This window comes from Hungatella sp., assembly GCF_046966825.1.
This window is the reverse complement of the sequence record NZ_JBKVCZ010000090.1, coordinates 1-22,488: the sequence shown is the minus strand read 5'-3', so window position 1 is coordinate 22,488 and position 22,488 is coordinate 1. Positions and strand designations below refer to the sequence as shown.

At 50.5% G+C, this 22,488-nt stretch carries 20 protein-coding genes and 1 pseudogene; 11 read left to right on the top strand and 10 right to left on the bottom strand.

Annotation, left to right across the window (positions count from 1 at the left end):
* The first annotated feature begins 131 nt into the window (after positions 1-131).
* A complete protein-coding gene (locus tag ACLTD4_RS22860; protein WP_117622629.1) occupies positions 132-1,538 on the top strand; it encodes an amidophosphoribosyltransferase in 1,407 nt (468 codons plus the stop codon).
* Between the two features lie 75 nt (positions 1,539-1,613).
* Here the strand turns inward: ACLTD4_RS22860 and ACLTD4_RS22855 are convergent, their stop codons facing one another.
* Positions 1,614-2,684, bottom strand: a complete 1,071-nt coding sequence (locus ACLTD4_RS22855; RefSeq protein WP_117622628.1) for a glycerol dehydrogenase — start codon at positions 2,682-2,684, stop codon at positions 1,614-1,616.
* Positions 2,685-2,840: 156 nt separating this feature from the next.
* On the opposite strand from ACLTD4_RS22855, the gene ACLTD4_RS22850 reads away from it, so the two are divergent.
* From ACLTD4_RS22850 to ACLTD4_RS22825, 6 genes are all read left to right on the top strand, one after another.
* Positions 2,841-4,190 (top strand): MATE family efflux transporter, encoded by a 1,350-nt coding sequence (locus tag ACLTD4_RS22850; RefSeq protein ID WP_117622627.1) that lies wholly within the window; start codon positions 2,841-2,843, stop codon positions 4,188-4,190.
* A 35-nt stretch (positions 4,191-4,225) separates the two neighbouring features.
* On the top strand, positions 4,226-4,399 hold the full coding sequence (locus ACLTD4_RS22845) for a hypothetical protein (RefSeq protein WP_002604572.1): 174 nt from the start codon (positions 4,226-4,228) through the stop codon (positions 4,397-4,399).
* Between the two features lie 12 nt (positions 4,400-4,411).
* Positions 4,412-4,657: a spore coat protein gene (locus tag ACLTD4_RS22840; RefSeq protein ID WP_002604573.1), complete on the top strand. Its 246-nt coding sequence runs from the start codon at positions 4,412-4,414 to the stop codon at positions 4,655-4,657.
* A gap of 287 nt (positions 4,658-4,944) precedes the next feature.
* Positions 4,945-5,487 (top strand): hypothetical protein, encoded by a 543-nt coding sequence (locus ACLTD4_RS22835; protein WP_055656622.1) that lies wholly within the window; start codon positions 4,945-4,947, stop codon positions 5,485-5,487.
* A 140-nt stretch (positions 5,488-5,627) separates the two neighbouring features.
* Positions 5,628-7,373, top strand: a complete 1,746-nt coding sequence (locus ACLTD4_RS22830; protein ID WP_117622626.1) for a flotillin family protein — start codon at positions 5,628-5,630, stop codon at positions 7,371-7,373.
* Positions 7,374-7,431: 58 nt separating this feature from the next.
* Positions 7,432-8,127, top strand: a complete 696-nt coding sequence (locus tag ACLTD4_RS22825) for a PspA/IM30 family protein (RefSeq protein WP_117622625.1) — start codon at positions 7,432-7,434, stop codon at positions 8,125-8,127.
* Between the two features lie 78 nt (positions 8,128-8,205).
* On the opposite strand, the gene glgB is transcribed toward ACLTD4_RS22825, so the two are convergent.
* Positions 8,206-9,984 carry a 1,4-alpha-glucan branching protein GlgB gene (gene glgB / locus ACLTD4_RS22820; RefSeq protein ID WP_117622624.1) on the bottom strand — a complete coding sequence of 593 codons (1,779 nt, stop codon included), beginning with the start codon at positions 9,982-9,984 and terminating at the stop codon, positions 8,206-8,208.
* 173 nt (positions 9,985-10,157) lie between these two features.
* On the opposite strand from glgB, the gene ACLTD4_RS22815 reads away from it, so the two are divergent.
* Both ACLTD4_RS22815 and ACLTD4_RS22810 read left to right on the top strand, forming a co-directional pair.
* On the top strand, positions 10,158-10,739 hold the full coding sequence (locus ACLTD4_RS22815; protein WP_117622623.1) for a TetR/AcrR family transcriptional regulator: 582 nt from the start codon (positions 10,158-10,160) through the stop codon (positions 10,737-10,739).
* Positions 10,740-10,965: 226 nt separating this feature from the next.
* The gene (locus ACLTD4_RS22810; protein ID WP_117622622.1) at positions 10,966-11,880 is read left to right on the top strand and encodes a calcium/sodium antiporter; all 915 of its coding nucleotides are present in this window, start codon (positions 10,966-10,968) and stop codon (positions 11,878-11,880) included.
* 210 nt (positions 11,881-12,090) lie between these two features.
* Here ACLTD4_RS22810 and ACLTD4_RS22805 read toward each other — a convergent pair whose 3' ends face one another.
* The 8 genes from ACLTD4_RS22805 to ACLTD4_RS22770 all read right to left on the bottom strand — a co-directional run bounded on the left by ACLTD4_RS22805 (position 12,091) and on the right by ACLTD4_RS22770 (position 20,744).
* Positions 12,091-12,630, bottom strand: a complete 540-nt coding sequence (locus ACLTD4_RS22805) for a hypothetical protein (protein WP_002604580.1) — start codon at positions 12,628-12,630, stop codon at positions 12,091-12,093.
* On the bottom strand, positions 12,623-12,904 hold the full coding sequence (gene rhuM / locus ACLTD4_RS22800) for a RhuM family protein (RefSeq protein WP_117622621.1): 282 nt from the start codon (positions 12,902-12,904) through the stop codon (positions 12,623-12,625). Before rhuM ends, ACLTD4_RS22805 begins: the two co-directional genes overlap by 8 nt.
* 240 nt (positions 12,905-13,144) lie before the next feature.
* Positions 13,145-14,596, bottom strand: coding sequence for a 4Fe-4S dicluster domain-containing protein (locus tag ACLTD4_RS22795; RefSeq protein WP_117622620.1), 1,452 nt, complete (start codon positions 14,594-14,596; stop codon positions 13,145-13,147).
* Positions 14,597-14,657: 61 nt separating this feature from the next.
* Complete coding sequence (locus ACLTD4_RS22790) at positions 14,658-15,839, bottom strand: SpoIIE family protein phosphatase (protein ID WP_002604582.1); 1,182 nt, start codon at positions 15,837-15,839, stop codon at positions 14,658-14,660.
* A complete protein-coding gene (locus tag ACLTD4_RS22785; RefSeq protein WP_055656606.1) occupies positions 15,839-17,572 on the bottom strand; it encodes a [Fe-Fe] hydrogenase large subunit C-terminal domain-containing protein in 1,734 nt (577 codons plus the stop codon). Before ACLTD4_RS22785 ends, ACLTD4_RS22790 begins: the two co-directional genes overlap by 1 nt.
* A 2-nt stretch (positions 17,573-17,574) precedes the next feature.
* Complete coding sequence (locus tag ACLTD4_RS22780) at positions 17,575-17,814, bottom strand: (2Fe-2S) ferredoxin domain-containing protein (protein WP_002604584.1); 240 nt, start codon at positions 17,812-17,814, stop codon at positions 17,575-17,577.
* 329 nt (positions 17,815-18,143) lie between these two features.
* The gene (gene ade / locus ACLTD4_RS22775; RefSeq protein WP_117622619.1) at positions 18,144-19,886 is read right to left on the bottom strand and encodes an adenine deaminase; all 1,743 of its coding nucleotides are present in this window, start codon (positions 19,884-19,886) and stop codon (positions 18,144-18,146) included.
* A gap of 27 nt (positions 19,887-19,913) precedes the next feature.
* Complete coding sequence (locus tag ACLTD4_RS22770; protein WP_055656601.1) at positions 19,914-20,744, bottom strand: purine-nucleoside phosphorylase; 831 nt, start codon at positions 20,742-20,744, stop codon at positions 19,914-19,916.
* A gap of 302 nt (positions 20,745-21,046) precedes the next feature.
* On the opposite strand from ACLTD4_RS22770, the gene ACLTD4_RS22765 reads away from it, so the two are divergent.
* Entirely contained in the window at positions 21,047-22,144 is a 1,098-nt protein-coding gene (locus ACLTD4_RS22765) for an ABC transporter substrate-binding protein (RefSeq protein WP_117622618.1), read from the top strand.
* A 120-nt stretch (positions 22,145-22,264) separates the two neighbouring features.
* Positions 22,265-22,488: pseudogene (locus tag ACLTD4_RS22760) on the top strand (nitrate ABC transporter permease); the annotation flags it as partial.

Below are 22,488 nucleotides of genomic sequence, written 5' to 3'. Positions count from 1 at the left end.
ATTTAATGGGTAAATCCATTGTTTCCATCTCCTCATATGTGTTAGAATTGTCTTGGACGGCTGATTTGTCAGACCGTCCGGATTGATTTTCACAAGATCACACGACTTAATCACATAGAAGAGGGAATTTTATGGGCGGAATATTTGGTGTCGTATCTAAAAAGAGTTGTACACTCGACGTATTTTTCGGAGTGGATTACCACTCCCATCTGGGAACCAAGCGCGGCGGTATGGCCGTATACGGGCCACGGGGCTTCTCCCGTGCCATTCATAATATCGAAAACACTCCTTTCCGTACAAAATTTGACGGGGACTTGGACGAGCTGGAAGGCACTTCCGGAATCGGATGCATATCCGACAATGAGCCGCAGCCGCTCTTAATTCAGTCCCATCTCGGCAGTTTCGCCATCACCACAGTAGGTAAAATCAATAATCAGGACGATTTAATCCGATCGGCCTATGAGAACGGCCATATTCATTTTATGGAGATGAGCGGCGGCAGGATCAATTCGACAGAACTGGTGGCGGCCCTGATCAATCAGAAAGCCAGCATCACAGAGGGCCTTCAGTACGCCCAGGAGCGGATCGACGGCTCCATGACCATACTGATCCTGACCCCGGAGGGAATCTACGCGGCAAGAGACCGTATGGGACGCACCCCTATCGTGATAGGTAAAAAGGAAGACGCATTCTGCGCCTCTTTCGAAAGCTTTGCCTACATCAATCTGGGCTACTCTGACTACTATGAGCTGGGCCCGGGAGAGATCGTCTTTTTGACGCCGGAAGGCATGGAAAGCCTGGTTCCAGCCAGGGAAGAGATGAAGATCTGTTCCTTCTTATGGGTTTACTACGGTTATCCGACTTCCTCCTATGAAGGCATCAACGTCGAAAATATGCGCTATGAGTGCGGAAAGCTTCTGGCCCGCCGGGATGATGTAAAAGCAGACATGGTGGCCGGTGTTCCGGATTCCGGAATCGCTCACGCCATTGGATATGCCAATGAATCCGGCATCCCGTTTGCAAGACCCTTTATCAAATATACGCCTACATGGCCTCGTTCTTTTATGCCTCAGAATCAGGGAGAACGAAATCTGATTGCAAAGATGAAGCTGATCCCTGTAGATGCCCTGATCCGCGGCAAGAGTATGCTGCTGATCGACGATTCCATCGTCCGCGGCACACAGCTGGGTGAGACTACGGAGTTCTTATATCAGAGCGGTGCGAAAGAGGTCCATATTCGTCCGGCCTGCCCGCCTCTCATGTTTGGCTGTCCTTACTTAAACTTCTCCCGTTCCAACTCGGAGCTGGATCTGATTACCCGCAGAATCATCCGCGACCGTGAGGGGGACAACGTCTCCGACGAAGTGCTGGCCGATTACGCGGATCCCGACAGCAGGAACTATCAGGAGATGGTGGAAGAAATCAGAAAGAAACTGAATTTCACCACACTCCGTTACCACAGGCTGGATGATTTACAGGCATCCATCGGCATTTCTCCCTGCAAGCTCTGCACCTATTGCTGGAGCGGGAAAAAATAACAGAAATCAGAGGTCTCCTGACGTTTTGCTGTAGGAGACCTCTTTTCTATTCCATATAAAATGTTTAACTACGGATCATTTTGATAGACGCTTCATCACCCTCACCACTTCCTCCGGCTCCACGTTCCTGCCGATGTTTCTCATCGTCTCTTCCGGTGAGCAGCTTTTGACCGCTGCCTCGAGCAGACGGTGTTCCGGGATTTCTCCCGCATGCATGTCTTCCAGCGAAACCGGAAGCCCTACCTTCCGGCAGAAGCCGCGAATCTTACTGATCTCCTCCTCCGGCCGGCCCTCCAGCACCATCTGCACCAGTGTACAGAATGCCACCTTTTCTCCGTGCATCACGGAAGACAGCTCCGGAAGAAGGGCCAGGCCGTTGTGAAGCGCATGTGCGCAGGCCAGTCCCCCGCTCTCGAAGCCGATTCCGCTTAAATACGTATTGGCTTCCACAATATTTTCCACAGCTTCCGTACAGAGCCGGTTCTCCACATCTTTTCTGGCCTGTTCCCCATATGTGAGGACCGTATCGAGACACGCCTTCGCCAAAGCCTCCGCCGCGATGGACACGCTGCCGCCGGCCCTCGTCGCCGCGCCGTTTCTCCGGCATGCAAAAGCCTCATAATACGTGGAAATGGCATCTCCCATCCCCGCCGTAAACAACCGCACCGGAGCGTGGGCGATGATCTCCGTGTCCAGAATAATCAGATCAGGGTTCCTCTTTAACGAAAGATAACGGTCAAAGGTACCGTCCTCCTGGTAGAGAACGGCGATTCTGCTGCACGGTGCATCTGTGGAAACCGCAGTCGGCACCAGAATCACAGGCTTTCCGGAATAATGGCCTGCTGCCTTTGCCGTATCCTGCACCTTGCCGCCCCCGATCCCGAATACGGCGCCGCAGTTCTCCGCCAGCCCGGCCAGTCTCGTGATCTCCGGCTCACAGCACTCGCCGGTGAACACCTCTTCCTTCCAGGAAATCTCCTCCTTCTCGAAGCTCTCCGCTGCCGCATCCCGGTAAACGTCATGGACAAACCGGTCCATAATCAGCAGTACTTCGCCCTCCCCAATGCTCCTGTAATGCTCCGCCAGCTTCTTTATCTCTCCCGGTCCCTGTATGTAGGTGGACGGGGCGTCGATCACACGTCTCATATGGCTGCCTCCATTCTTATAATTTGTTCCTATCTTCATCATTGTAAAAGATTAATAATTTTTTCACAATATAAATTATCACCAATTTTCCCGATTGCCTTCCCTTCCTACTCCTGCTATACTCTTCTTTAGACTATTTTTTCCGGAGGATACCGTATGACAACCGATTTAACCGTGGGACTTCCACGAAAAACCCTGTGGCGTTTCCTGCTGCCGATGCTGGTAAGCGTCATGTTTCAGCAGTTTTACAATATCGCGGACAGCATGATCGCCGGACGCTTCGCCGGTGAAGACGCGCTGGCTGCCGTCGGCGCCTCCTATCCGATCACAGTTATCTTCATGGCCTTCGCCACCGGAAGCAATTTAGGCGCGTCGGTGGTCGTATCCCGCCTCTTCGGAGCCAGGGACTTCCGCAGAATGAAGACAGCCATCCATACGGCTTTCATATCCTGCGTCGCTTTAAGCCTCTTTCTGACCGCCTACGGTATCATCTTCTGCGCTCCCATGATGAGATGGATCAAGACGCCTGACAACGTCTTCTCCGACGGCGCCCTGTATCTGCGCATCTACACCTTCGGACTGCTGTTCCTGATCCTTTATAACGTCTGCACCGGAATTTTCACTGCATTTGGAGACTCAAAAACGCCCCTTTGGTTCTTAATCGGCTCCTCTCTGGGCAATATCGTGCTCGACATCTGGTTCGTCGCCGGCTTTCACATGGGCGTCGCCGGTGTCGCCTGGGCCACGTTTCTCGCTCAGGGCGTCTCCTGTATCCTGGCTGTGGTGACCCTCGGTTCACGCCTGAAAAATATGGCCGGAACCGAAAAAGCCGCCATGTTTGACTGGGGACTCTTTAAGCAGATCGCGGCAATCGCAGTTCCCAGCATTATGCAGCAGAGCGTGCTTTCCGTGGGAAATCTATTCGTCCAGGTCATCGTCAACCACTATGGCTCCGCCGTCATTGCGGGCTACTCCGCGGCCATCAAGCTGAATACCTTTGCCATCACCTCCTTCATGTCCCTGGGAAGCTGTCTGTCTGGCTTTACGGCCCAGAATCTGGGTGCAGGCAAGGGCGGCCGGATCAGTTCCGGTTTCCGGGAAGGCGTCCGTCTCTCCCTGATCGCCTCCGTGCCGTTTGTGGCTCTCTATTTCCTGTTCAGCAGACAGATCATGGGGCTGTTTCTGGATTCCGGCAGTCAGGAGGCTATAAACGCCGGTGTAATGTTTTTAAAAATCGTATCGCCCCTCTATTTCATGATCTCGATCAAGCTGATGACCGACGGTATTCTGCGCGGCTCCGGAGCCATGGTATATTTTGTCATTGCCACCATCCCCGATCTGATCCTGCGTATTCTGTTCGCCTGCCTGCTGACGCCTCACTTTGGCAGCACCGGAATCTGGATGGCATGGCCGTTCGGATGGACGGCGGCCACTGTGCTCACCATGATTTTTTACAGGAAAATTATTCCACCTCCGCAAAAGGAATCAATTGCCGGAATGGATTGAGCAGAAACTCACATACTAAATGTGGAGGTGATAATATGAGTCCAAAGGAATTAACGTATATTGAAGACGCATTAGGTCATGAGAAGTTTTTGAAGACACAGTGTCAGGAAGCAATCACGAATTTACAGGATCAGGAATTAAAGACCTGTGTGGAACAGATTTCCCAGAAGCATCAGCAGATTTTTGATAATTTCATTAATTTAGTGTAAGGAGGCGCAAACATGGACGACAAGTGTATTATGGAAAACTTACTCCTTACCACCAAGGGAGTGTGTGACTTATACCTGCACGGAACGATCGAGTCATCGACAGCTAATGTTCATCAGACATTTGACTGTGCATTAAACGACAGTCTCTGCATGCAGGATGATATTTACAAGAAGATGTCCGCCAAGGGCTGGTATCCGATGGAGCAGGCACCACAGGAAAAGATTGCCAAAGTAAAAAACAAATTCGCTGGAATGTAAGATTTGCCAGCACAGCAAAAAGCATTGCCATGAACCCAATTCTCATGGCAATGCTTTTTTATTGTAACTTTCTTTTCTCCATGCAGTCCTTTATCTTAAAACTGTCTCCTTTACTGCTTTCTAAATTCTTTCTACAACGGATTAATATCATTTTTGTTCAACTAATTTAAGAAATTTGTATGAATTGATAGATAGTATGTTTTACCGAAAAATGGTATAATAGATATCGTTACAGAAGCTGGCTGGCAGAGGCACGGAGCCTTAAAACAGCCGCGGAGGGGGACGCCATGAGGGATATCTACATCATTTGTATGGTTATCGGTTTTTTACTGCTCTCGCTGTCTGTTCTGGGTGAATTTCTGGAAAATGTATCCGGAGCGCTGGAGGCATTTCTTAATTTTGATTTTGATATTGACTTGAATTTCCTGCCGATCTCGGGAGTGAGTATCTGTACCGGGCTCATCACATTCGGCGGCATGGGACTTTTGTTTAACAGCCTGATTCCAGCCATCGTGATCGGCTATGCGGCTGCGATGGCGGTACAGATGGTCATAAGGAGGTTAAAACGGGTGGAAAATGAGGCTATGAATCGTGAGGAGCTTTATCTGTGTGATGGAAAGATCATCAATACGGTTTTGGCAGGCGGCCTGGGAACAGTAGAGTTCGATAATATCAAGGGCATTGCCACCACCTTCGTGTGCCGGAGCACGGACGCATCGGAGGTCTTAAAGCAGAACACCGTGGTAAAGCTGGTTGAATTTGACGGCGAGATCGCCGTGGTTCGTCCCAAAGACGAGTTTGCCGGGTACGGCAGTATGGATGATGAATAGAGGCTGAGGTGATTTCTGCCGGTCTTTATACATAAACTTTACCATCACATCACTTCGCTTTCCGTAACCTCATGTCCGCGGTTTCATAACTGCGCGTGGGCGTAACCGGGAAAAGAAAAGGCGAGAAAAGGAGAACGAAAATGAGCGAACTAATCAACAAGCTAATTCCAATCATCATTATTGTGGCCGCAGTCATTTTGATTATAATGGTGATCATGTCCTGGTGGAAACGTGTTCCACAGGATAAGGCGGGCGTCGTAACCGGCATCAAGAAAAAGGTAATTACCGGCGGTGGCGGTATCGTGATTCCCGTCATCAATCGAATCGATTACATATCGCTTAGCGCCTCCAGCCTGGAGATTACGACGGAAGACAGTATGTCCTCCCAGAAAGTACCGATCAACGTAGTCAGCACCGTCGTACTGAAGGTTAAGAACGACACCACCAGCATCTTAAAGGCAATCGAGCGTTTCAACGGCAAGGACATCAAGGAAGTAAAGCTCAACATGGAAGAGATTGCCCGGCAGATCCTGGAAGGCAAGCTGCGTGAGGTAGTATCCACACTTTCTGTAGAAGAACTGTACAGCAACCGTGAGAAATTCGCCAACTCCGTACAGGAAGCGGCGGCCACCGAACTGTCCACCATGGGTCTCGAGATCATGTCTTTCACCATCAAGGATGTGACAGACGAAAACGGCTACATCAAGTCCCTGGGTGTGAAGCAGATCGCCGAGAAGAAGAAAGAAGCAGACATTGCGCAGGCTGAGGCAGAGCGCGAGCGTCAGATCAAAGTCAGCGAGGCCCGCAGAGACGGTGAGCAGGCGAAGCTGGCAACCGAGGCGGAGATCAGTGCCGCCAACAAGGAAAAGTTAATCAAGGAACAGGCCTACCAGAAGGAAATCCAGACCTCGAAGGCCCAGGCCGACGTGGCTTACGACATCCAGAAGAACATTACCCAGAAGGATGTCATTCAGACACAGATGGATGCAGAGCTTCTGCGTCAGGAGCGCCAGAAAGATATCGAGCAGGCCGCCGTACAGGTAGAGATCTCCAAGGAAGTAAAGAACCGCGAGCTGGCGGAGCGCCAGGCAGAGACAGCCAAAGCCTCCCTGCAGGCCACGGTTGTACAGCCGGCTATTGCTGAGAGAGAAAAACAGGCTCAGATTGCCGATTCTGAAAAATATAAGAAAGTAGCGGAAGCCGACGCCTCCGCCCAGACCCTTAAGAAACAGGCCGACGCGGAAGCCGAGGCAACGAGAATGAGAGGTCTTGCCACCGCCGAGACGAACGCGATCGCCGAGACGAAAAAAGCAGAGGCAGAGGCCGCTGCGATCCGCATGAAGGCAGAGGCGGAAGCCGCTGCCACCAGAGCCAAACAGCTGGCCGAAGCAGAAGGTATCCGTGCAAAGCAGCTGGCTGAGGCGGAAGGTATCCGCGCAAAGAAGCTGGCTGAGGCAGAAGGTATCAAGGCCGCCCTGTTAGCGGAAGCCGAAGGTATGGAAAAGAAGGCTGAGGCTTACAATAAGTACAATACAGCAGCCATAACAGAGATGATCGTAGGCATCCTTCCGGAGATGGCAGGCAAGATCGCAGAACCGCTCTCCAGAATCGAGAAGATCACCGTGATCGACAGCGGCAGCAGCACCGGAGAAGGCGGCGTTGGAAGTCTGGCAGGCAATGTAGGTTCCGTCCTTGCCAAGACGATCGAGACCGTCAAGGAGACCACAGGTATTGATTTCAAGGAGATCATCGACGCGGATGTGCTGGGCAAGACCACTACGAATATTAATATTAACGGCGGAGGCCAGGAAGACGGCCAGCGCAACATGGAACAGGAGATTTCCAATGCGGAGATTGTAGAAGCAGTTCTGGATAAGCGGAATTAGGCTCACAGGCCCTTAATCGCAGTCCTTAGCTGCCGGAGTTAAAAAGGAGCGAGCATATATGGGATTAGATGTGTTTGGAAGAATTAAGGATATCGTATCAGCAAACATCGATGAACTCTTAAGCAAGGCCGAGGATCCTGAGAAGATGGCCGACCAGATGGTAAGGAAGTATGAGGACGCCATCAAGGATCTTTTAGGAAGCACTGCCTCAGTCATGGCTTCTGCCAGGGAAGCAAAGGCAAAGGTGGACGCCTGCGACGCGGAGATCAAGAAATACGGCACCTACGCAGAGCGCGCCCTGCGGGATGGCAATGAGGAGAAAGCCAGACAGGCTATCACATTAAAGCAGGAGCAGGAAGACTTAAGGCCGACTCTGATGCAGAGTTACGTAACCGTCAAAGTACAGGCGGATAAGGCCGAGGAAGACTACCGGAAGCTGACAGCAGGCTTGGATAAGACGAAGGCCCGCGCCGAAGCCATGAAAAACACGGTACGCACAGCCAGGGTAAAGAATCAGGCCGGAGAAGTACAGATGAAATCTGTGAGCACCGCCGCGGGATTGATGAGCCAGTTTGACCGCATGGAAGAAAAGGCCAACCGGCTGCTTCATGAAGCGGAAGCCAAAGAAGAGCTGACCGGAAGAGGCAGCACAGCCGCGGAACTGGATGCGTTATACGGCGACCAGTCAAAATCGCGGGTAGATGAGGAACTGGAAGCGATGAAAAAGGCGCTTAATCTCACAGATGAATTGTAATACAGCATCGTAGTCAAAACCCCCGCCGTTTCGGTATGCACCTATGTGCACCGGAACGGCGGGGGTTTTCTATTTTTGTTATTTCTCCACGAGATAATACCTGCCGGAATATGGAGGCAAAGAGATCACCGTTTTGCCTTCCTTAAGCGGAATTTTTTGTTTTTCCCGAATCTCCATCTCACTGGAAATCAGCAGGGACAGACCTGTTCCCTCTTTGACCTCCAGAACATATCCCTCCTGTACCTCATCTGAGAAATTGAAAACTGCCGCAATGCGCTGCTTCCCGCTCCGTCGTTCGAACGCATAGATCAGCCGTTCCTCCTGATGGCAGTCCAGCCAACGGAATCCTTCCGGGTCGTAGTCCATCTCATACAGAGCCGGATTCTCTGAATACAATTTGTTTAAATCCATCATAAAACGGTGAAATGCGTCATGGACCGGATATCTTAAGATCTCCCAGTCCTGCTGCCGTTTTTCATCCCATTCGCGAAGCTGTCCGAATTCATTGCCCATGAAGTTCAGCTTCTTCCCCGGGTGGGCAAACATATAGAGGTAAAGCGCCCGGGCCTGTGGGAATTTCCCCTCATAATCTCCATACATTTTCTGCAGGATTGTCGCTTTCCCGTGGACCACCTCGTCATGAGATAACGGAAGCAGGTAGTGTTCCTTATAAAAATACTGCATGGAAAACGTAAGCTGGTGGTATCTCTGCTTCCGTTCCGCCGGCGGCGCCTGAAAATACGACAGCGTATCATTCATCCAGCCCATATCCCACTTGTAGTCGAAACCGAGACCTCCGTCTGTCACGGCCTTCGTCACCCCCGGGTAGGTGGATGAGTCTTCTGCGATTAAGAGAGCCTCCGGATGCAGATTCTTCAATCCCCGGTTCATCTCCTGCAGAAATCCAATACCGTTTCGGTTCTCCCCGCGGGCGGTATCTCCCTGCCAGTAGATCAGATTACTCACCGCATCCATACGCAGGCCGTCAAAATGGAACTCTTCCAGCCAGTAGTTCGCCGCCGACTGGAGAAAGCTCCTGACTTCCCCGCGGGAGTGCATAAAATTGCAGCTTCCCCACTCACTCCGTCCCACGTCGCTGTGGGGATATTCATAGAGAGCCGTCCCGTCATAATTCCAAAGCGCATAATCATCCACAGCGAAATGGACCGGCACAAAGTCCATGATCACACCAATCTCCTGCCCGTGGCAGAGATCGATGAATTTCTTCAAATCCGCGGGCGTTCCATACCTGGAGGTGGGGCTGTAAAATCCCGTGTTCTGATACCCCCAGGACTCATCGGAGGGATGCTCCGACAGCGGCATCAGCTCCACGTAATTGTATCCGTTCTCTTTTAAATACGGAATCAGAAGCTCTGCCAGCTCCGTATAAGAATACCAGGCATTCTCCCCTTCCGCCCCCTCTTTTCTCCGCCAGGAGCCTGCATGCATTTCGTAGATATTGAGCGGCTTGTCCAAACCGTTTCTGTGTTTCTTTTTCCACTTTGAATCTCTGAATGCATAGTCTCCCAACCGGCTGATCAGCGAAGCCGAATGAGGTCTTAATTCCATCTGAAAACCATAGGGATCACAGTGATCGATAAAAGAGCCATCCCGTTTATGGATTCTGTATTTATACATCATCCCCGCCTCAGCCGCAGGCACAAAGCATTCCCAGAAGTTACCGTCGTACACCTTGTCCATAGGAGTCTCCTGCCACCCGTTAAATTCACCGATCACAGATATCCGCGCGGCGTTGGGGGCAAAGGTGCGGAATACTGTTCCATTTTCCTGAATATGCGCCCCCAGATACTCATAGGCAGTAAATTCTTTCCCCGTATAAAAGCCGTAATAGTCCATCCCGTTTCCTCCTGTAAAAAATTAATCCCTGATCACAAAGAAAATAGACAACCGTCCGATTTCCTACTATAATTGATTATAGAAAATCTTTTTTATTTTATCCATCACCGTATTTGCAAAACCGTCGGATATACGACGTTTTCGTAAAATCGTCGGAAAGGAGTGTAACAGGTATGGACTTAAGAATAGAGAAAACACGCCAGAGTATCGTCAACGCCTTTATCGCTCTTCGCTCTGGAAAGCCGCTGGAGAAGATCACGGTTAAGGAGCTCTGTGAAAAGGCGCAGATCAACAAGTCAACCTTCTATTTCCACTATGCGGACATCTATGATTTATCCGATTCCCTGGAAACGGAGATCGTGACCTCCATCATCAATTCTCTGGCTCATCCGGAATACATGGTGGAGAATCCCGGCGCGTTCACCCAGGAGCTTTTTCTGGCCTATCTTTCCAGGGACGCCCTGATCCAGACGCTGTTTTCTGGCAGCCGGAGCGGACGTCTGATCCAGAAGATCGAATCCAGCTTAAAAAGGCTGATTTATGAACGCCATCCGGAATACCAGGATGATCCGGTGAAAAATCTCATCCTGAGTTATCAGATCTACGGCGCCTATTACGCGTTTTCCGAGAACCGGGAGGAGAACGTTACAGAAGTCATCGCCGTGCTGGGAAGAATATCGGAGGAGCTGCAGAAGCTGCTGCATGAAAAGTCGCTTGACTTTTCCCTGAAAACTGGATATACTAATACCCGGTAAAAGGGAGTAGCTTGCACGTTAATCCGTGTCCTGTGTAGCCGACATTCCCGTTTCCGCGAAAGATCTGTTCCACCTGGAACATAATTTTGCCGGAAACCGGTGCACATATAAAAAGCGAGACTTTTATTGCATGATTTTAATTTATCGTGCAATAAAAGTCTCGTTTTTTTTCGGCCTTCTTCCTTTTTAACAAGAGCACTTAACAAAAGAAAGAGGGAAATTATTTATGATGTACGTATTTCTGATCCTGGGTTTCCTGCTGCTGATCAAGGGAGCCGATTACTTTGTGGAGGCCAGTTCCTCTGTCGCCAGAGCACTGCGCATTCCCAGCATCATCATTGGACTCACCATCGTGGCATTTGGAACCAGCGCGCCGGAATTATCGGTCAGCATATCCGCTTCCATCGCAGGAAATAATGATATCGCGGTTGGCAATGTGATCGGTTCCAACCTGTTTAATCTCCTGGTCGTACTGGGAGCCTGCGGTGCGATCCGCCCGTTTGCCGTCAAGCTTCGCTGGGACTATGCGGCCTCGGCAGCTGTGGCGGTTGTCCTGTTCGCAATGATCTTATTCGATCAGACCGTTGGCCGCGTGGATGGCCTCCTCCTTCTGGTCCTGTTTGTGGCATTTGTCGGGCTGACCGTCCGCGACGCCCTGGTCAACCGGATCGTCACCACCGAGGAGGTCAAAACACTTCCGCCGCTGCGCTGCGCCGTCTACATCGTGGGCGGACTGGCCGCCATCGTCTGGGGCGGTGACTTAGTCGTGGAAAATGCCAGCGCCATTGCCGCGTCTTTCGGTTTAAGCCAGAACCTGATCGGACTAACCATCGTCGCCCTGGGCACCTCTCTCCCCGAGCTCGTCACCTCCATCGTCGCCTCCCGCAAAGGCGAGAATGGCCTCGCCCTGGGAAATGTCATCGGCTCCAATATCTTTAATATTTTAATGGTTCTCGGCGCCTCCGCCGCGATCCACCCGCTCCTTGTCAACCCGTTCTCGGTTTATGACATAGGATTCTTAATCATTGCCAGCGCCATTACATGGATCCTCTGCCGCAGCCGGAACCGCATCAGCCGTATGGAAGGGACTTTCATGCTGGCGATGTATCTGGTGTATTTGATTTATGTGATTGTGAGATAATGGAAAGAAATGATCCATAAGACCAACGGCTCCTGTCCGTCCCTGCACCCTGCAAAGTCACTGGAAAAGCCCGGGAAACGAAAGCACCGTGACGGACCGCGGCAGCCGGAAACGCGGCTGAACTGTTACCATAATTCGCCAAAGACAAAAATTCCTCTTGACAAATTCAATTACAGTCTTTATCATAATAATTAAAGGAAATGGGTTCTTTTACTGAGTAAGGTCTTCGGACTGGAAAAGGTTACTCGTTTCTTTTTTTATTGCTATAATATCATATAAATAAAGTTTTCCGTCTTTTGCGTATCTCATAAGCATCAAAACATGAAACACATTATACCTTTCAACCTCCCTATTTTCATCAAAAACAGGTAATGCGAAACGGGATTCATAACGATACCAGCCATATTTTGCGTCTTGGCTGTGTTTATTCTTCCGATTTTCTTCATACTGTTTTCCAGTTGCAATTCCTATCATTTCTGGTAAGCCCTGTGCTGCATTGGCCTTTGCTTTTGCACTTGCCCCCTTTAATTTATGCGTATAGTTAGAATTAGAATATTCATCCGGCAAGTCTGAACCAATGAAAACAATCTTCTTTGTATCCGTAATCGCATAAAACTCGCCAACATATTGTCTAAGATATTGCTCAACATCTTTCCAATTCACATTGCGTTTTCCCTTAAAGATAATATCATTTATCAGTACAATTTTATTTCCTTTCAAATCTGTTATTACATTTACATTTCTATCCAACTGCAATCCCTTCCCATTTATGGTATCTGGTATCACTACCTGTGGTTACTTGATCGGCCCATTTTCTAAACTGCGTGCCACGCAATGATTTCACTCTGTAACCGACTGATATGATAACATCCAGGTTATCATATCTTACTGTTCTCTTAGCCTTGCGTGTTCCTTCATTCTGAACTGTCAAGGAAGCCTTGACAGCTCCTGATTGTTCCAATTCGCCCTCTTCATAATAATGGCAAACATGAAGACTAATGTTCTGCTTTGATGTGTTAAACACCCTTGCCTTTTGTTTCTTCTTTTTCCTTACGTACCAGCCTCCTTACAGTGATAAGGCGACTCTCCAGATACTCTTATTTTATGTTTATTTTACTACACATCGTATAGAAATACAATCAAAATAAAAATGGAACCCCCGGTCCGATTCGCTCATCCGCCGGGGCTTCCATTTCTTCATTCTCTGATTTATTGTCTTCTCTAATTCATTATCATCTCTATTTCACGATTCGTCCCTAACACCCTAATGCCGGTGCATTGCCACCTGCTCTGCGCCCTGCATCTTTAAGTTCTCATGAACTTCTCTCTTATCCGCCTGGCCGATCAGTAAGTCCCTGGCTTTCTTGGCTTCGGTCTCGCTCTTGTGCTTGCTGGGGCCGCCGACGCAGCCGCCGACACAGACCATGCCTTCCACGAAATCATCGGGCAGCTTGCCGATCTTAAGCAGCATCAGGGCCTTCTTGCATTCTGCGGCTCCGTTGCACTTCATGACGTTGATATCGGCATTTTCACCGGTCTCCTTCAAGCATTCCAGAACTGCTGCCGTCACGCCGCCGCCGTTGCCGAAACGCTTTCCGAATACAGAGCCCTGCTGAAGTGTATTCTCTTCCGGCTCTAAATCCACGCCCTTTGCCACCATCATGGCGTGAGCCTCGCCCAGCGTCATGGCATAGTCCGCGTTGTCTTTAATATTTAAATCCAGAGTCTCGCTCTTCTTTGCGATACACGGCCCGATGAAGACGGTGATGGTCTCCGGATCCTCTTCCTTTAACATTCTGGATACGGCGCACATCGGGGATACGGTCGTTGACATGTTGTCCAGCAGCATCGGATAGTGCTGCTTAATCATGTTGACAAATGCCGGACAGCAGGAAGTCGTCATCTTCTTGCCCTCTTTATATGCCTCCGCCCACTCTGCCGCTTCCGCAGCCGCGGTTAAATCGCCGCCCAGGGCAACCTCCACCATGTCTGCAAAGCCGATCTTCTTAAGCGCGGTCCTCCAGCTGGCCATGGTAATCTCCGGTCCGTACTGGCCTTCTGTTGCCGGCGCCACCATGGCAACTACCTTCTTGCCTGCCTTGATTAAGTTGATGACATCCACCAGGAATGTCTTGGAACCGATCGCTCCGAACGGACAGCTGTGGATACAGGCGCCGCACTGGATGCATTTGCTCTCGTCGATTACAACGATACCGTCCTCATCCATGGTGATGGCGTCCACCGGACAGCTTCTCTTACACGGACGGGTCAGGTCTGCAATTGCGTTATATGGACATGCCTGAGAACATTTGCCGCACTCCTTACATTTCTCAGGATCGATATAGGCACGGTCATGGCCCATGGAAATGGCTCCGAAGTTACAGGAATTCTGACATGCCTTTCCCATACACTTCTGGCAGTTGTCGGTTACGACGTAGCGGGCAATGGGACATCCCTCACAGGCGGAGCTGATAACCTGTACAATGTTCTTCGTATCTTTTCCACTGGGGCATAAGCCCTCTGCAAGGCGAACACGTTCTCTGATGATCTCACGTTCCCTGTAGATACAGCAGCGGAACTGTGCTTTCGGACCCGGAAGCATCTTGTAGGGAATCTCTTCCCTGTGCTGCTCCAGATGGCCTTCCCACGCCATTTTCGCCACCTCGTACAATACCTGATGTTTTATGCGAAGTAATGTTGCATCGTTTGTTACCATAATTTTCCTCCTCGTAACTTCCATCTGCCGGAAGCAGAATGGATATCTATAGCAAATTTCATTAATAATAAGTTACCGTAACTTTTTTCCCCATCTCTTCCACCGTGTGTTTTAACTGCTCCACCAGATTCTGGCGGATACCGAGGTCAAATGGAAGACCGGGGTTCTGATATGCGCTGTTGATGGCTTTTCCAACGTACAGCTTCAGTTCCGTACAGTCCTCGATCAGCATCTTCGCCACCATGGACGCACCGTTTGGTTTATCCAGCTCCAGGAAAAATTCTTCTGTGACCGCCTCGTTCTTTACATAACGCCTCAACAGCTGGAGAACGCGGTTTAAGGTGAGAACGCCTTCCGTGACAAGCTCAATGCCATCAATGTAGGCGATCGGTGGAATATCGGGATCATTGTAATCCAGCGAGACGTCCAGGCTCTTCTTCGTGGTTCTGGCCACGATATTGGCACTGGTGCCGCCGCAGACCACACGCTTGGTAAATTCATCTCCCGACATGAAATCGGCCACCATGGCGGTATCATCCTCCGGGTTCCTGGCGGGTCCCGTCATCAGATGCACCGGCTTCCTGTCAATGATACGCATGACAGCCACCGTCGTGTCATCCCCCGGACGGAACTGGTACAGTTCGTCGCAGGCCCGGCTGAGCGCCGTAGCCAGACGGATCGCAGAGATCGTGATCCGGTACTGTTTCAGCGCATAGGCGGCGATGTCTTCCCAGAGCCAGCCAAAGTTTAAAAGCTGCCCCACTCCGGCGTGGATGGTGCCGTCGCTCATCAGAACTAAGGCATCTCCTTTTTTTACCCGGAAACGGTACTCGTTGATCTTCTTGTTCTGAATCACACGGATATTCTGGGGAATCGGAACCAGTTCTCCGGCGCGGATAAAGATACAGCTCGGATTATCAAATTCCACCAGATAGGCGTCTCCGTTATGGAATACCTGCAGGATACTGAAGGTGGAATATGCCACCTGCCGCACCTGGCAAACCGGGAGCGTCTCCACGATCGTCTCCACGCATTCCTCCAGAGTCGCGCCGTTTAAAAACATGGTTCCCAATATCTTTGAGGTCAGGGTCGCCAGAATATTAGCCTTGACTCCGCTTCCCATGCCGTCGGCGAGAATCATGATGTTGGAATTCTCCGTCTGGAGCAGTTCCACCTTATCGCCGCACAGGACCTCGTTGAACTTATTCAGGCTTTTGTATGCAACGTCTACTGTTACTCCCATCACTTGACCTCGCTTTCACTTCCTTCATCCAGCAGGGACCGGCAGAGCTTTGTAAGCGTGGTCTTTGTTTCCGCTGTCGTTTCACCCAGCAGACCGGCAATTTCCTGGGCTACCATCATCTGCTTATGGATTACCCGCTGCGCCAGATCGATGGTCTCCAGCTTCTTTTCATACTCCTGCTTCGCCAGCTCCTCTTCCTTCGTGATATCGATAAATGTGGCGAGCACCACGTCCTCTTTTTCAATATAAACGATATTCTGGAGCATGGAGAAATTATATTCGCTATAGGTCACCTTTTTTCCATGAATATTCTGATGGGAATCGTAGACCCACTGGAAATCCGACGGATCGATGAATTCATACAAATACATATTTAAGGCTTCCTGCCTCGTCTTCCCGAAATACTTCTCTCCAACCGCAGAATACTCCAGAACCTTCATGTCCTTATCCACGATCAGAACGATATTCGGAGATGTCTCCATCACCAGATTTGATAAGGATTCGGCCTTTTCATGCATAAACGGAATGCACATCCCCAGTTCGGCTTTCTTCTGGAATACGGCGATGGCCTTCTCCCGGCAGGTGGAATAACCGCAGGCGCCGCAGTTTAACTCGTCCTCCGGTTTCGTCTTCCCCGTCTTCTTAAGGATCTCCTGAATCTGGGCCTCTGTCGGCATCGGTTCTCTCGGAGAACGGTCCATGAAGATCTTCTGGAAGGAGATCTTATTGACGATTTCCTCAACCTCGCTCTTTATTGCAGGATCTTTTTCAATAGTCTCTTCCATATCCAGCTTCACCTTGAATCGGGATATGCTCTCGTCCTCTACGGTAGGCCCCTTGATACAGCCGCCGGAGCACATGTTCATCTCGATGAAACAGCCTTTTATCTCACCGCGCACCATGCTTTCGCATAGATCGATACAGTTCCTGGCGCCGTGAACGTAGAATTTCCGATAGCCGTCCTTCTTCTCCTCTGTGGCAAGAACGGAATTCACGACTCCGTTGGTGACCGGATAGAGGCGGTTGACCTTGGGATCCAGATGGCGGAACGGAATGTCTTCACAGTCCTCGATGGTGATTTCTTCCTCGTTAAGCCAGCGGTTGATATCGTTGAAATTTAAGACGGCGTCGATACAGGAATCGTGGCGGACATCGCCCGCTTCTTTCTTCTTGGCGATGCACGGGCCTAAGAATACGACCTTTACATTCGGTCCCAGCTCTTCCTTCAGCATCTTGCCGTGGGCAATCATCGGCGAGACCACCGGCGCCATGTAGGGAACCAGCTGTGGATAATAGATTTCAATTAAGTCATTGACACTCGGACAGCAGGTGGTGATGATCGTTTCCATCTCCCCCTCTTCCAGAAGCCGTGCGTATTCAGCCGTCACCATGGCTGCGCCCTCCGACGTCTCCCGGACATCTGCAAAGCCCAGCTTACGAAGGGCTGCATTAATCTGGCCGATGGTCTTGTATTTTAATAATCCCATATAGGATGGGGCGATGGATACGACGGTTGGGATGTGATTCGCTATGTAACCTTTTACAGTGTTTAAATCGCTTACCAGCGTTTTCGCTGACTGTGGACAGACCTGCATGCATTTTCCGCATAAAATGCATTTGTCCGGCATAATCTCGGCCCGCTCATCTTTAATCATGATCGCCTTGACTTCACAGTTGCGGACACATTTGTAACAGTGCTTGCATTTCGTAGCCTTGAAATCAATAATCGCCATGATTACAGCCTCCCTACGATTTCTTTATCGAAAAACTCCTTTGTGTCTTCTGGTTTTAAAGAGAATAATTGGCCGTCTACGGTTACACAAACCCCGTTGACACAGTTTCCGCTGCAGAAGGAACCATTTAAGTCTACTTTGCTTTCTAAATGATTCTCCTTTACCAACTGCTGGAGCTGGGCGATGATTTCTCTGGAACCTTTTAAGTGACATGCGCTTCCTATACAGATTGTAACTCTCATGAAAATCTCCCTCCAATATCTTGTGTTTGGTTGTGGTGGTGGTGATGGGTGTGGTGGTGGTTTAAATAAAATACTTAGTTTGAATGGTCGCTCATAGTGGCGGGGGTGCGGGCAGAGCCCTGAAATGCCTCCGGCATTCCAGGGTCGCTTCGCTCGCCATACAGATACACCCGAAGCCGACACGGAATATGAAAGGCAAAAACGGCTTTTCATATTCCGCGCCGGCTTCGGGTGTATCTGCCTGGCTCTGCCCTTTGCGTACATTATCTCACATTGACATATTATTATCAATCAGAAAACTTCATCTGTGCTGTACTTTTTCACATACATCAAACCATGACATCCACGATCTCCTGCTTTTCTGCATCTATCAGTCCATATGTGTTTAACCTCAGCTTCGGAATTACCGGCAGACTGGCGAATGCCAGTGTCATAAACGGGTCGATCGAATTCGAAATTCCCAGTTTCCCGGCTTCTTCTTTTAGCTTTTCAAGCTTTTCATCTACGACTTCTGCCGCCTCTTCACTCATTAATCCGGCAATGGGCAGGGCCAGTTCGCCCAGGACTTTTCCATCCACGACTACCGCCAGGCCTCCGCGGTTCTTTCGTACCGTGTTTCCGGCCAGAACCATGTCGGCATCGTTGGTTCCTGCAATGATTAAATTATGGGAATCGTGGGCAATGCTGGTCGCTACCGCACCGTTTTTCAGTCCGTAGCCGCCCAGGAAGCCCAGCCCAATGTGGCCGGTGTCGTGGTGGCGCTCAAAGACTGCCATTTTTACAATGTCCTGGTCCACGTCCACGCCTGGGGCGTATCCCTCTTTTTCAGTCCATGATACCAGACGTTCCGTGGTGGTCAGCTCGCCTGGCGTTAAACATAATACCCGCACCTGATCACTCTTTTTTTCTATATGGAGCTGCTCCGGCACGATCTCCTTTAAATGGAAGGAATCTCCGACCCTTACGGGCGTGTCTATGTGCTTTATCTCCGCAGCCAGGATTCCTTCTTTCATGGAACCATTTTCCGCTACCAGCTTTCCATTTTTATATACCTGCTCCACACGGAAATTCTCAAGATCCGACACTACGATAAGGTTCGCCTTGTATCCCGGCGCTACCGCTCCCCTGTCCTTTAACCCGAAATACTGAGCCGCGTTGTAGGAACCCATAATCACGGCGTGAACCGGGTCGGCGCCAAGGCTTATGGCTCTCCGTATGATATAATCAATATGGCCGAGGCGGAGTAAATCGCCCGGATGCTTGTCGTCCGTCACTAGCATGCACCGGTGGTAGTATGGCTCCTGAAACAGCGGAATCAACGCCTCTAGGTTCCTCGCAGCCGTGCCCTCCCGGATCATGATCCATTGGCCCCGGCTCAGCTTCTCGATCGCTTCGGAAGCATCGGAACACTCGTGATCCGATTTCACACCGGCTGTCACGTAGGCGTTCAGTTCCTTGCCGGAGAGGCCGGGAGCGTGGCCGTCCACCAGCTTATTCCTGTCGAGAGCGCCCGAAAGCTTGTCGAGAATCCCACGGTCCGCCCTCGTGGTGCCGTAGGAATTCATCAGCTCCGCAAGGCCCAGTACACGCTCTTCTTTATAAAATGGTTCCAGCTTATCTGCCGATAACACGGCTCCAGACTCATCCAGACCGGTAGCCGGCACACAGGATGGGAGCATAAAGAAGACATCCAGCGTCAGCCCCTCCGTCCGCTCCATCATAAACTGGATTCCCTGGGTGCCCGCCACATTGGCGATCTCATGGGGATCGGTGATGACGGCCTGGGTGCCGTGAGGAATGACAGTGCGCTCAAATTCTCCCGGTGCCACCATAGAGCTCTCCAGATGTATGTGGCCGTCTATCAGGCTGGGACAGACGACTGCCCCCTTTAAATCTATTTCCGTTACCCCTTCATAATCCCCCAGTCCCACGATACAGCCGTCCTCGATGGCGATATCTGCCTGTTCCAGTCCGGCGGTAAATACATTTACAACGGTTCCATGCTTCAGTACCAGAGACGCCTTCTTCGCTCCGGCGGAGGCCAGAATCCGCTCTGACAGTTTCTTATCCATAAGATCAATACTCCCCTTTCTGTTGCTCTATCTGCCTGCCAGCTTTGTGACAGAGGCCGTAATCAGGCGCTTGAACAGCGGCGCCACACGGTCTGCGGTCTCCTGGACCTCGGTATGGCTCAAAGGCTCCTTGCTGATGCCGCACGCCATGTTGGTGATGCAGGAAATACCGCAGACAGCCATTCCCATATGGTTTGCCGCCACAGCCTCACAGGCCGTGCTCATACCGACCGCATCCGCTCCCAGCGTCCTGCACATGGATACCTCGGAAGGGGATTCATAGCTGGGGCCGGTAAGCTGTAAATACACGCCCTCTTTTAACTCAATGCCCTCTTCCTTCGCCGTCTCTTTTATGATGTCACGCAGCTCTTTTCTGTAGATATCGCTCATATCAGGGAATCTCGGCCCCAGCTCGTCGATGTTGGCGCCGATCAGCGGTGACGGCACAAAGGAGACGATATGGTCACGAATCAGCATGAAATCGCCCGCGTGGAATGTGCTGTTAATTCCACCGGAAGCGTTGGTCAGAAACAGGATCTTCGCCCCCATAAGTCCCATGAGCCGTGCGGGAAGTACCACATCGCTCATCGGATACCCCTCATAGAAGTGAACGCGGCCCTGCATGATCACGACCGGAACGCCGTTTACATAGCCGAAGATAAACCTGCCCTTGTGTCCCGGCACCGTAGACACCGGAAACCCTTCGATATCTTTGTAATCAATGGCCGCGGCAACCTCGATCTCCTCCGCGTATTCTCCCAGACCGGAGCCTAAAACCAGTGCAATCTCCGGCTTAAAATCTGTCTTTTCCCGCACACTCTTTAAACAGCCCTGCAGTTTCTCATATACTTCGTTCATCTTGTCTTTATCCTCCTTCATTTCCTTTCTGAGATATAAGTATAAGTAATTACAGTATATCACAATTTATAATAGATCTGAACAGGTAAAATGGAAACCAGTAACATTTTGACAAAACCTGCCAGGTAATGGTATACTGGAATTGTTCGTTCTAACCCGAAAGGATTACCTGACGGAGAAGGCGAGGAGAAATCATCGATCGCGGGATTCCCCATGCCTTTTTTGGTGTGGTTTTTTTATTTCATAGTCAAGTGACTATGCCGCCGGGTTATTGAAACGGACAGAAAGCGAGGATGATAATTATGAAAAAAGTATTACCTGTACTCATGGCTCTTGCCATGACGGCGGCGGCTCTTACCGGCTGTGCAAAGAACGGCGGTGAGACAGCAGCGGAAACCACGACAGCGGCCGCCACAGAGGCTGCGGCCGAGACAACTGAAGAAGAAACCACAACAGCTCCTGAAACGGAAGCGGAGACGGAAAGCGCCGGCGCTGCGTCTTCTGACTTTACGCTTCGCGTCGGTTCCTTAAAAGGGCCTACCTCCATGGGACTGGTCAAGCTGATGGATCAGGCGTCAAAGGGCGAGGCAAAAGGTTCCTATGAATTCACCATGGTGACTGCAGCCGATGAACTGCTTGGAAAGATCGTGAGCGGAGATCTCGATATCGCTCTGGTGCCTTCCAACATGGCCTCCATCATTTTCAACAAGACCAACCACGGCGTTAATGTTTTAAATATCAATACTCTGGGAGTTCTGTACGTAGTATCGTCCGATGACTCCATCAAATCCATCGCGGATTTAAAAGGAAAAACTGTTTACTTAACCGGCAAGGGAACGACACCGGATTACGCACTTCAGTACTTATTGAAGGCAAATGGTATGACCACGGATGACGTCACTCTCGAATACAAATCAGAGCCGACCGAGGTTGCCGCTCTCTTAAAAGAAAAGCCGGATGCCATCGGACTTCTTCCGCAGCCATTCGTCACAGTGGCCATGGCCCAGAATGACACCCTCAAAATGGTGCTCGATCTGACCAGGGAATGGGAAGCCGTATCCGGTGAGGACGGCGGAAGCCTCGTAACGGGCGTAACCATCTGCCGCGGCGAATTATTCGAAGAGCATAGTGATGCAGTCAAAACATTTATGGAAGAACAGAAAGCATCTGCTGCATTTGCCAATGAGAACGTAGCCGAGACAGCCAAACTCGTAGCAGCCGCGGGCATCATCGAAAAGGCCCCGGTGGCAGAAAAGGCAATTCCATACTGCATCATCACCTATATTGACGGAAGCGATATGAAAAACATGCTCTACGGATATCTTTCCGCTCTGTATGAAATGGACCCGACAACAGTGGGCGGCGAGCTTCCTACAAAAGACTTCTTTTATATGCCATAAACAAAGAATAGTTAAGTATATATCCGGCGGCCGGTCTCCGGCCGCTGAATTTTTTCAGTAAGCTGTCTGGTAAATTCAGTACGGCTAAGTTCAGACAAAATAAGCGAGGAGGGTCACACCATGAAACCATCAGGTCTGGGGCGAAAAGCCGGCATCATCTGTTTCTGGCTGGTGCTCTGGCAGTTTATCAGCATTGCCGTTCACAATTCCATCATCCTGGTCGGCCCCGCGGAGGTTGCGGGGGCGCTGATTGCACAGATCTCCACGGCGGAATTCTGGAGGACGATCGGCCTTACCTTCGGCAAAATCAGTACCGGCTTCTTAGGCGCGTTCCTGGCCGGCAT

What these genes read in the sequence shown, in the direction of transcription:
- ACLTD4_RS22860 (WP_117622629.1), top strand. Translation starts at nt 132, where the DNA reads ATGGGCGGAATATTTGGTGTCGTATCTAAAAAGAGTTGTACACTCGAC.
- ACLTD4_RS22855 (WP_117622628.1), bottom strand. Translation starts at nt 2,684, where the DNA reads ATGAGACGTGTGATCGACGCCCCGTCCACCTACATACAGGGACCGGGA.
- ACLTD4_RS22850 (WP_117622627.1), top strand. Translation starts at nt 2,841, where the DNA reads ATGACAACCGATTTAACCGTGGGACTTCCACGAAAAACCCTGTGGCGT.
- ACLTD4_RS22845 (WP_002604572.1), top strand. Translation starts at nt 4,226, where the DNA reads ATGAGTCCAAAGGAATTAACGTATATTGAAGACGCATTAGGTCATGAG.
- ACLTD4_RS22840 (WP_002604573.1), top strand. Translation starts at nt 4,412, where the DNA reads ATGGACGACAAGTGTATTATGGAAAACTTACTCCTTACCACCAAGGGA.
- ACLTD4_RS22835 (WP_055656622.1), top strand. Translation starts at nt 4,945, where the DNA reads ATGAGGGATATCTACATCATTTGTATGGTTATCGGTTTTTTACTGCTC.
- ACLTD4_RS22830 (WP_117622626.1), top strand. Translation starts at nt 5,628, where the DNA reads ATGAGCGAACTAATCAACAAGCTAATTCCAATCATCATTATTGTGGCC.
- ACLTD4_RS22825 (WP_117622625.1), top strand. Translation starts at nt 7,432, where the DNA reads ATGGGATTAGATGTGTTTGGAAGAATTAAGGATATCGTATCAGCAAAC.
- glgB (WP_117622624.1), bottom strand. Translation starts at nt 9,984, where the DNA reads ATGGACTATTACGGCTTTTATACGGGGAAAGAATTTACTGCCTATGAG.
- ACLTD4_RS22815 (WP_117622623.1), top strand. Translation starts at nt 10,158, where the DNA reads ATGGACTTAAGAATAGAGAAAACACGCCAGAGTATCGTCAACGCCTTT.
- ACLTD4_RS22810 (WP_117622622.1), top strand. Translation starts at nt 10,966, where the DNA reads ATGATGTACGTATTTCTGATCCTGGGTTTCCTGCTGCTGATCAAGGGA.
- ACLTD4_RS22795 (WP_117622620.1), bottom strand. Translation starts at nt 14,596, where the DNA reads ATGGTAACAAACGATGCAACATTACTTCGCATAAAACATCAGGTATTG.
- ACLTD4_RS22790 (WP_002604582.1), bottom strand. Translation starts at nt 15,839, where the DNA reads ATGGGAGTAACAGTAGACGTTGCATACAAAAGCCTGAATAAGTTCAAC.
- ACLTD4_RS22785 (WP_055656606.1), bottom strand. Translation starts at nt 17,572, where the DNA reads ATGGCGATTATTGATTTCAAGGCTACGAAATGCAAGCACTGTTACAAA.
- ACLTD4_RS22780 (WP_002604584.1), bottom strand. Translation starts at nt 17,814, where the DNA reads ATGAGAGTTACAATCTGTATAGGAAGCGCATGTCACTTAAAAGGTTCC.
- ade (WP_117622619.1), bottom strand. Translation starts at nt 19,886, where the DNA reads ATGGATAAGAAACTGTCAGAGCGGATTCTGGCCTCCGCCGGAGCGAAG.
- ACLTD4_RS22770 (WP_055656601.1), bottom strand. Translation starts at nt 20,744, where the DNA reads ATGAACGAAGTATATGAGAAACTGCAGGGCTGTTTAAAGAGTGTGCGG.
- ACLTD4_RS22765 (WP_117622618.1), top strand. Translation starts at nt 21,047, where the DNA reads ATGAAAAAAGTATTACCTGTACTCATGGCTCTTGCCATGACGGCGGCG.